Origin of the sequence: Roseovarius salinarum (assembly GCF_002834145.1) — a bacterium.
Taxonomy (GTDB): Bacteria; Pseudomonadota; Alphaproteobacteria; order Rhodobacterales; family Rhodobacteraceae; genus Roseovarius; species Roseovarius salinarum.
Window position 1 is genome coordinate 1 of sequence record NZ_PHNT01000032.1, and the last position, 9,251, is coordinate 9,251.

The window sequence follows — 9,251 nt, forward strand, 5'->3', positions numbered from 1 at the left end:
AAATACGTTCTTCGCCAGATCGATGGCGATGATGGATGCCGTTTCCATGGTCTACCTCCTCTGCCGTCTGCCCCGACAGTATCGACGAGACCCGGCGGTTGCGGGAGGGCGTATCCACACCATCATACATGGTCCGAGCGACAATGGCGACGCGGCTGCGGCGACATGCACAAGATCGGCGAGGATCGCACCGAGCGGCTTGACATTGTGCCCGCACAACTGCGCGTGCTCGTCACCGTGCGTCCGCGGTATGCCTGCCGCACCTGCACCGACGGCGTCATCCAGGCGCCCGCGCCTGCGGCGCTGATCGAGGGTGGGCTACCCACCGAGGGCACCATCGCCCACGTCCTCGTCAGAAAGTACGCGGATCATCTGCCGTTGTATAGGCAGAGCCAGATGCTCGCGCGGTCAGGCGTCAGCATCGACCGCGGCACGCTCGCCGACTGGGTGGGCGTAGCGGGCTTCCACCTGCGGCCCGTCGTCGACCGGCTGGCCGAACATCTGAAGAGCTCCGAACATCTGTTCATGGACGAGACCAGCGCGCCGGTCCTCGATCCCGGGCGGGGGCGGACATCGCGACGGAGGCGCGTCTTCGACACGACGACCGGCTACCTCTGGGCCCTGGCGCGCGATGAACGAGGTTGGGGCGGCAATGACCCGCCGGGGGTGGTGTTCTCCTACGCGCCTGGCCGGGGTGGGAGGAACGCCGAAACCTTCCTGGCCGGCTTTGACGGTATACTCCAGCTCGACGGCTACCAGGGCTACAACCGCCTGACACGTCCCTCCCGCACGGGTGGCGAGCCGATCCGTGTGGCCCACTGCTGGGCCCACGCCCGGCGCAAGCTCAAGGAGGTCTTCGACCGCGACGGCGTCGTGCCGGAGGCACGCCTGCGGCTTGACGATCACCGCCGAGGGCCTGCGCCGCATCGCCGAGTTCTACAAGGTCGAGGCTGACATCCGCGGCTGCGCCCCCGGACAAAGGCTCTCCGCCAGACACGCACGAACGGCTGAGCTGGTTGCAGCGTTCGGCGACTGGCTGCAGGAGCAGCGACTGCGCGTGTCGGCGAAATCCCGGCTCGGCGAGAAGCTGGCCTATGTCCATCGCCACTGGGATGGCCTGCAGACCTTCCTCCATGACGGCCGCGTCGAGATCGACTCCAACAGCGTGGAAAACCTGATCCGCCCGATCGCACTGAACCGGAAAAACGCCTTGTTCGCCGGTCACGACGAGGGCGGCAAGGCCTGGGGCCGCATCGCGTCGCTGATCGAGACCGCCAAGTTGAACAACCTCGAGCCCTTCGCCTACCTCAAGGCCACCCTCGAGGCGATCGCCACCGGCCATCCGAAAAGCCGGATCGACGACCCGCTACCCTGGAACTTCCAGCCGTCAAGCTGAAAAGACCGTAGGGCCCAGCTGGCGCTTACGAAGGGTTCGGGACGGCCGATACCGGCGCCGACGCGCCTCGTCCGCCGGAGGGTTTCCCCACCCATTGACTTGGACGGGGCCGCCGCACGCCCGAGAACCCGGGATCCGGCGTCACGGTCCCCGGCCAGGCACCGCACACGGCCCCGGCCACCGCACGCTATGGCCCTTCCGCCCCACGTGCTTCGACCGCGGCCTCGATTGCGTCGGGTATCCCCTCTCCGGTGCGCTCGGCACAGGTCTGCCAGATCCCGGCACCCGATGGCAGCGGGTGCCGACCGCACCCCCAGCCGGCAACCACGCAGGGCGGGCCGGGCCGTTCGCAGGCGGGCGAGGAATCCTCCAGGCTGCCCGGATGGAAGAATTGGCGCGTTTGCGGGCTGCCATACCGCGCCTCGCGGCACAGGCAGTCGTAGAAGGACCCGGACGGGCGCGCGCCGATGTGGTCGAGAAAGATGTTCAGCTTGCCGTACGGCAGCCTCGCCACGGTCGAGACCGGGTCGACATATCCGTCGCGCAACTTTTCGCAATCGCCGGCCAGGACCGGGGCGGAAAATTCCTTGAGTGCTTGCTCCTCTGCGTGCATGCGCGCCATTTGCCCCAAGCGCTTGGCCATCTTTTCCTGGATTTGCTTGCCGAGGATGCGCAGTTCCACTTCGAGGCTTGCCATTTCCTTCATGCGAAGCGACTGGGCAAGAAGTTCCGCGCCGGCGCGCGCGCGTTCATATTGGTTCTGTGCGTCGGCGAGGTACCGTTGCCGCATCTCTTCGATCGAGGGGCGTCCCTTGACGTCGACGCCGGGCTGATATCCCAAGGTTCCCGGTACGACAAAATCCGGATCCCGCAGTCTTTCGAGGCGGCGCTTTTCCTCGTCGCTCGCGGCCCGGCCCGCCCTTATTGCCTGCAGGTCCTTATCCAGTTGTCGATCGATCTCTTCGATACGCGCTTCGTACTGCTTTTCATGTTTGCGAGCCCGCTCGTCCATTTCGGCAAGTAACGCCTGGATTTCATTTTGGAGTTCCTCATTCCGCGCAAGACGTTCTTTGCGTTCCTGCTTGATCCGCCCTGGATCCCAAGCTTCCGAGCGGGCCTTCTCGTAGACGTTCAATGCCCACCGCCCGAGTTGCGCTGCTTTCTGTCCTTCCATTTCGCCACGCGCAAAAGCGTTCAAAGCTTGCCCGATGTTCACCGCGTTGTGTACCTTCGAGGCGACCTTCAACTCGGACAAGCCCTTTGTCGGGTCAACAAGAAGGTCCTTTGCTCCTTTCGAGATGTCAAAGTGGTTAGGCACTACAATGGTCGTCAGGATGTCCAGCCCCAGCTTGGCGGCCGGCATGACGTCGTCCTGGTTTGCATCCAAATAAAGCTTGGCGAGGACGGCCTGCTCGCAAGGGTCGTCAATCTTGCTCAACTTCATTTCAAGGTGTTGCAATGTCGTGCTGTTGTAGTGGAGCAAGTTCGTCTCTTGAGGCTTGGGATAGCCTTGTTCCCATAAAGTCCCGGCCCGCTCCTCGAACCTGTCGAGCCAAGCGTTCCAGTAGTCCGGCCTCTTGTTGCGATCGATGTCGTATGTCCCTTCGCGAACGGAGGGCTGCTCGGGAAGCGCTTCGAACAGGTCCAACAGGTCATCGCCTTCCTGTGCGCCGGGCGGAGTGGCCGCGAAGACCAGCGCGGCGACGAGGGGCCAGAGCAGGGATCGCTTGGTGGGTAACATCATGGCTGTGCCTTTGCGTCTCGGGCCGGTCCGGCCAGAAGGTCGAGGAACCGGTCGGGGTCGAAATCCTGAGTGTCGACAAGGAATGCGCGGTCGAGCGCGGTCATCCCGTCGGGCGTGACCCAGCCCGCCGTGACCCGGCGCAGGGTCACCTGCCCCGCGTCCCTTTCGGGGCCGCCGGGCGTGAGGGTCAGGTGATACCGGCGGCCCCGTTCGATCTTGCGGTTCAGGGCGTGGATGACGGGCGTCTCGCCCAGAAGGGCCGTGATCCGCCCCTCGCGCAGCCGCAGCCGCACGGTGCCGTCCCAGTCCCGCGGCAGATCACGCGCCGCGATGACGCGCCGCCAGGTGCCGTAATGGAAGTTCCCGGTGTGGAACCGGATCTCGAGCGCGCCGGCGCGCGGCCCCTCGGCCGGACGCCGCAGCGTCAGCGCCGCCAGCGCCGACTTTGCATAGCGCTCCGGGTCCGCGTGCAGCCAGATCCGCGCCGCCAGCCCGGGCGCCGGGTCGAGGTCGAGCGCGACCTCGTGGGCGGTGCGCGCCAGCCGGTCGTCGAGCACGGCCACCGGCGCGGCGCTGACCAGCGCGATCCGGTCCCCGTCCTCCTGCCGGGTCAGGGTAAGGCCGTCGCGTCCCGCAGCGAAGCTCGCCCCTTCGTGGGTGCCGTCGGTCGGCTGCCGGATCCAGCCACGCCCGGCCCGGCCGTCGAACAGGACCGTTCTTGGCAGCGGCGTGATCCCCGGCGCGGGCCGGCGTGCCGGCGGCAGCGGCCCGGAATGATGGTCAAGCCGAACCCCGCGCAGCGTCAGCGCCGCCGTGTCCTCGGGCGTGGGCAGGGCGCGCACCTGCATCCGCAGCCCTGCCCCCGGCCGCGCCTGCGGGAAGTCCAGCGTTCCCGGGGGCATGCCCTTGCCCTCGACCCGCACGCCTGCCGCCGTGAGCACCAGCGTGATCCGGTCGGGGATCGCCGCCAGGCCGGTCGAGCGGAGGCCTTCGTCCTCGGCCGCGCGGAGCGCGCTCAGCGCGGTGTAGCTGCCGTCGGCCGCCCGCGTCAGCTCCAGCTTGTAGGCGCCGTTCGACATCCGGTTGCCGAGTCGCACGCGGTGCCCCTGCAGCCCGATCCCGACGCCTTCGGTCGCCGCGCCGTCGAGGTCGATCTCGATCCGCGTCTCGCCCGTGCCGTGCAGCCGGTCGAGCCAGATCGCGGCCTCGGGCATGGCGATGCCGTGCCATGACTGGTCGTCCTCGGCGTCCCATTCGATGCGCAGCCCGTCGTGCGCGATGCGCGCGAAGCGGTGGAACCGCTCCGGCTTCTGCGTGGCCGGCGCCCAGACCGGCGCCAGCGCCTTGCCGTCGAACAACGCCACCGACCGCGGCGCGGTCACGCGGGTGCCGAGATCGGGCGGCGGATCGAGGGCCACGCGCTCCACGGCCACGCGGCGCAGGGTCAACCGCCCCGCGTCGTTCTTGCCGTTGACCTGCAGGTAGGCCTGCAACGCCAACGCCTGCCCGCGCATGTCCTTGGGCAGCGGCAGCCGGGCCAGCTGGGCGCCGTCGTCGCGCCGCACCTCCAGCACCTTGTCCGGCCGCAGGACGACATGGAACCGCGTCTCGCCCGCGGGCCAGCGGAAGCGCCCGCGCAGGGTTTCGTTCGGCGCCTTCGTCCTGACCGTCACCTTGCCGCGGGTGCCGCCGAGGTTCTCCAGCTTCACCCGCAGCCCGCTGACCTCCGACGGGTTTTCGGACGCGGCCCCGTGCGGCGCCAGCGCCAGCGTGACGCCGGTGCTGGCGTCGGCGTCGATCGTGGCAGTGATCCGCAGGGCGGTTTCGGCGCCCGCGCGGGGGACCTCGACGGCCGCATCCGGGGTGGCGATGCCCAGCTTCGCCCATCCCAGGCCGCGCGGGAAACCCAACTGCAACGCCCCGTCGGACAGCGTCGCCGCGGTTTCGAAATCAACGCCGTTGAAGGCGAAGGGCACCACGCCCTTCAGGCTCTGCCCGTCGAAGATCACGCGCGCGGCCGGCGGGGCCGCGTCGGGGCGCGCGCCCGGCTCTTGCGGCGGCGCGGACTCCGCGCCGCTTTGCGCGGGATCGAGTGTCGGGACCGACGCCGGGTGATCGCCCGCGCCCGGCGCCGGCAGTTCGGCCGCAGGAGGCTCGGCCTGCGCCGAACGCGACGGGGCCCGTGTGGGAGATGTCGCCCGCTCGGTCCCGGCGTCTTTTCCGGCGCGGGATTTTTCCGCGGTATCGCTGGCATCCGGGCGCGCGACTTTGCGGACGGGTTGCAATGCCACCTCGAAGATACCGCGGTTGTCCACGTCCGCATTCGTTGCCCAGGTTCGCCGATCGGAATCCAGGATCGTGTATTTCCCGGCCGGCAGCACCCGGTGCGGCGTGGCGTCCCAGTAGGCGTCCGTCACGCCACCCTGCCCCGCCCGGCCCCGCGCCGGCCACGGGCCGTGGACGCGGCCCTTGTCGTCGCGCAGCGCGATCGTGCCCGGCGCGGCGCCCCGGCCGTTGTTCCAGTGAAAGGTCGTGATCCTGTCAAGGCGCATGGGCCGGCTCAACCGGAACGCGGTGGCACGCGGCGGGCCGTTGCGGACGGCACGCTTGCTGTCCAGCCCGGCGGTAACTGGGTCACCGTCCGCCCGCCACGACATGGTCGGCACCGCCCGGGCGGGGGCCTCGGCATCGGCCCCGAAGCGGATCGTGCGTACCATCTGCGCCGTCAACCGCGGCCCGGTGTCCTCTGTTCGGGGCTGCTCGTCGATGGTGACCGCGACGAGGCGGTGCGCGCCCTCACCGATCAGGTAAATCCAGGTCCGTGCCCGGTCATAGGGCAAGCGAATGCCGTTGACGGTGTCGACCTTCGCAGAATACGCCACGGCGTGAACGGCACGCCCGTCGATCCGGGTATGGACTTCGTCCTCGATGAAACCGGGATCGAACACGTCGCGGAAGATCACGTCGACGAACGCCGTCTGCCGCGCCTTCGCGGCGTCGGGCGTATCGCCCCGCACCGAGGCAACGAGAACCAGCCGCCGACGATCCGCGGGCGCGAAAACGACCTGTCGTAGCCACGACGTGTCGACGGCCGTCGCCGACCAGCCGGGAGGCAGCGACAGGCTGAAGCCGCCCTGCGCGTCGTGATAGACTTCGCCGCCGGTCCCCGTCGCCATCCCGCCCCCACCGGTCGTGGCCGGCACGCCGTCATAAACGAGGCGCGAGAGGAGCGCGTCGAGCATCCGCTTGTGTTCGGCGAGCGGGACGACCGGCCCGCCCATAGGGGTCGACCACAGCTGGAAAAGGAACCGTTCGCCCTTGGCATTCCTTTCCGGGAAAGCGATTTCGAGAAGGCGGCCGGTGGCGTCAAAATCGAAATGCGTGAATTCCGCCCGCTGGCCGGCGATCCGCCGCGCCTCTTGCCGGACAATCCCCGAGGGGCCTTCCGAAGGCGCGTCCGGCGCCCACCATTGCACAAAGAGAGTAAACTGGTGGTCCGGGCTTTCGATGAAATATTTGCTTCCACGCCGATGTTGCACGACCTCCCAGTCCGCCGGCACCGCGAACTCGACATTGCCCAGCGTGTGGGCCGTCCACTCGTCGGCCGCCCCCGGCGCCGCCCCGATGGCCAGAAGCCCAACGACCAGCCAGGCACGGACATGGCAAATGACTCGTTTCATGCGTGCGTCTCCCCCGCGTCCTTGGCATGCGCATCGTCCTGCATTCGCCGGAGATCCGGCGCGTAGCGCGACAGCCCCCCGGCGACCGGCACGCCATGGCGCGCGCAGGCGGTCAGGATCGCCCGCGCGCCCCGGTCGAAGGCGCTTGCCGGCACGGGCAACCGTCGCCCGTCGCGTCGGAGGATCGCGAAGCCCGTGCTGTCGCGCGCCAGCATCATCGCGCCGGCCGAGCCGGGCTGACCGGCGAACAACGCGACCGGTGCCGCCCACCGAAGCCAGCGTGCCGGGCCCCGGCGCCACGGAACGATCCGTTCGATTTCCGCAAAGGGGATCTCGTCCTGGCCCCATCCGTCCTCGACATGCAGCCCGGTCTCGCCGATCCGCACCTGGAAACAGGCGTAGCTCCAGCCGATCACCGGCAGCACGAGGAACACCGCGGCCATTGGCCAGGTCAACCACGCCGAAACATGCAAACCGGCCCCGCCGGCGCCCCAGACTGGCAGGGCGATCAGCACGCCCCCGGCAATGAAGCCCAGCCAGTCGGGCATGATGACCGCCGGAAGCCGGTCGTAGCGCCATCCGTCCAGCCGGTCCTCGGGGGTGGGGAACCACGCGTAGACGACAACCGCCAGCAGCAGCCCCGCCGCCCCCGCCACGCCGGACACCGCGAAACCCACGAGCGACAAGACAACGACCGTGAAGGCCACGCCACGCTGCATCGCCAGCGCGATCCCTTTCCTGCTCATCCTGCCCCCATTGCCGAACCGCGCCAGCACCTTGCCCCATCGGGCCGGGCAATGATTTGCCCCAGATCAATCATCGGGGGTGTTTTCGGAATCGGCAGAGAAATGGGCGCGTGACCGCGGCGCTGGAGATGAGCCACCTCCCGCTCCGGATGCCCGCCAAACGTTTCACGGTCGATGGCGGAGAGGAAGACCTTGGGGCAGCGATCATAGCGTGTTGCCACACGTCGCCAATCCTTGAGCCTGCCGAACATGATCTCGATGCGGTTGCGGCGCTTGTATCGCCGCTTGTCGTATCGGAGAGGCTTGTCGCGGGACTTCAGGAAGAACGGTCGCAGCCGCTCCATCTGCTCCTCGGTCAGCCAGAAGTGCTCGCTCATCATGTCCCGCTGTGTGGGAGCTTGAATCACGCCGACCCCGGTGCCTCAAGCAAGTTTATGGGTCCTGTGCGCAGGATGCAGGGTCGAATTCCCTTGTCCTGCAAGGCGTCTCGGAACCAGTCGGCGTCGTAGCCGCGGTCGGCGATCAGCCAGTTTGCATGAGGCAACTGGCTCTGTAGCGCGAGCGCCCCCTTGTAGTCGCTGACCTGGCCGGCGGTCACGAAGAGGCGGACGGGGCGGCCCTCGCGGTCGGTGACGGCATGAAGCTTGGTGTTCATGCCACCTTTCGTCCGACCAATCAGGCGTCCGCGCCCCCCCTTTTGAGCCTGCCGGCTCGAGGCCGTGCGGTGCGCCTTCAGATAGGTCGCATCGATCATGATGGTCCGGCAATCCGCCTGCTCGGCGGCGAGGCCCTCCATGATCCGGGCGAACACACCCATCCGGCTCCACCTGATCCAGCGATTGTAGAGCGTTCTCTGATTGCGGCCTTGTCAAGCGGGTGAGCGGCTTGTCCGTCCGGGGTCATGATTCTCTGCAAGGTCGCATTGAGCGCCTCATGATGGTTTCCGGCGGCGGATCGTCTCCAATGTCTTGAGCGGGGTGTGGCGCCTGGCCAGCCCATACTCTACAGTGAGATCGATCGCCCTCCGTCCCGTCGGGACTGCGCTCCCCGCTTCCGGGGCGGGAACTCAGGTCAGGCGCTGGCCTCATTTGTCCATTGGTAGTCGGTTTCGCTCTTCCACAGCGTCACCATCAGCACGGCGATCTTGCGGGCGGTGGCGACCGCCGCCTTGCGGAACCCGCGCCGCCCGGCCAGGCGCACGGCCCCGCTTTTGAGGGGCGAGAAGCGTTTGACCTGACAGATCACGCAGGACGCCGCCTCGAACAGCAGACCACGCATTGCGCTGTCGCCGCATTTCGAGACCCGTCTCGACCAGTCGATCTCGCCGGACTGATGCCGTTTTGGTGTCAACCCGAGGAAAGCGCCTACATCCGATGTCCGGCTAAATCGCTTCGGATCATCGACGAGGGCAATGAAGCTGAGCGCATTGACCGGGCCAACGCCGGGGATGGTCATCAGGCGGCGCGCGACAGGATGGGACTTAGCCTTCCTTTTCACGGCTTTGTCCAGGTCGTCTGCCGCCTGAGAAAGCGTAGCATGGGCGGCAATGAAGCCATCAGCAACTGCGCGCAGCACCGGATCTGAACCGCCCCGGGTTTCCGAGAGGGTAAAACTCTCAGAGGATGACCGTTATGGAATCGAAGAAGAAGCACACCCCGACATACACGGCCGAGTTCCGCGAGCGC

4 protein-coding genes and 2 pseudogenes are annotated in these 9,251 nt (G+C 67.7%); 1 reads left to right on the plus strand and 5 read right to left on the minus strand.

All coding sequences use genetic code 11. The annotated features are described in order from the left end of the window. Window positions 1–159: 159 nt before the first annotated feature. A pseudogene (gene tnpC, locus CEF10_RS16420) lies at window positions 160–1,396 on the plus strand (IS66 family transposase); the annotation flags it as partial. Window positions 1,397–1,583: 187 nt separating this feature from the next. Here the strand turns inward: tnpC and CEF10_RS16425 are convergent. From CEF10_RS16425 to CEF10_RS16450, 5 genes and pseudogenes are all read right to left on the minus strand, one after another. Then, the gene (locus tag CEF10_RS16425) at window positions 1,584–3,137 is read right to left on the minus strand and encodes a hypothetical protein (protein WP_198586226.1); all 1,554 of its coding nucleotides are present in this window, start codon (window positions 3,135–3,137) and stop codon (window positions 1,584–1,586) included. Then, entirely contained in the window at window positions 3,137–6,820 is a 3,684-nt protein-coding gene (locus tag CEF10_RS16430) for a hypothetical protein (protein WP_101069252.1), read from the minus strand. The genes CEF10_RS16425 and CEF10_RS16430 overlap by 1 nt, the downstream gene beginning before the upstream one ends. Next, complete coding sequence (locus tag CEF10_RS16435; protein WP_101069253.1) at window positions 6,817–7,566, minus strand: hypothetical protein; 750 nt, start codon at window positions 7,564–7,566, stop codon at window positions 6,817–6,819. The genes CEF10_RS16430 and CEF10_RS16435 overlap by 4 nt, the downstream gene beginning before the upstream one ends. 173 nt (window positions 7,567–7,739) lie before the next feature. Next, window positions 7,740–8,419, minus strand: a pseudogene (locus tag CEF10_RS17480) (IS5 family transposase); the annotation flags it as partial. A gap of 218 nt (window positions 8,420–8,637) precedes the next feature. Further along, complete coding sequence (locus CEF10_RS16450; RefSeq protein ID WP_232796556.1) at window positions 8,638–9,141, minus strand: transposase; 504 nt, start codon at window positions 9,139–9,141, stop codon at window positions 8,638–8,640. Window positions 9,142–9,251: the final 110 nt, after the last annotated feature.

Bases quoted from the DNA above. Each gene is read 5' to 3' on its own strand.
- CEF10_RS16425 (WP_198586226.1), bottom strand. From the start codon at position 3,137: ATGTTACCCACCAAGCGATCCCTGCTCTGGCCCCTCGTCGCCGCGCTG.
- CEF10_RS16430 (WP_101069252.1), bottom strand. From the start codon at position 6,820: ATGAAACGAGTCATTTGCCATGTCCGTGCCTGGCTGGTCGTTGGGCTT.
- CEF10_RS16435 (WP_101069253.1), bottom strand. From the start codon at position 7,566: ATGAGCAGGAAAGGGATCGCGCTGGCGATGCAGCGTGGCGTGGCCTTC.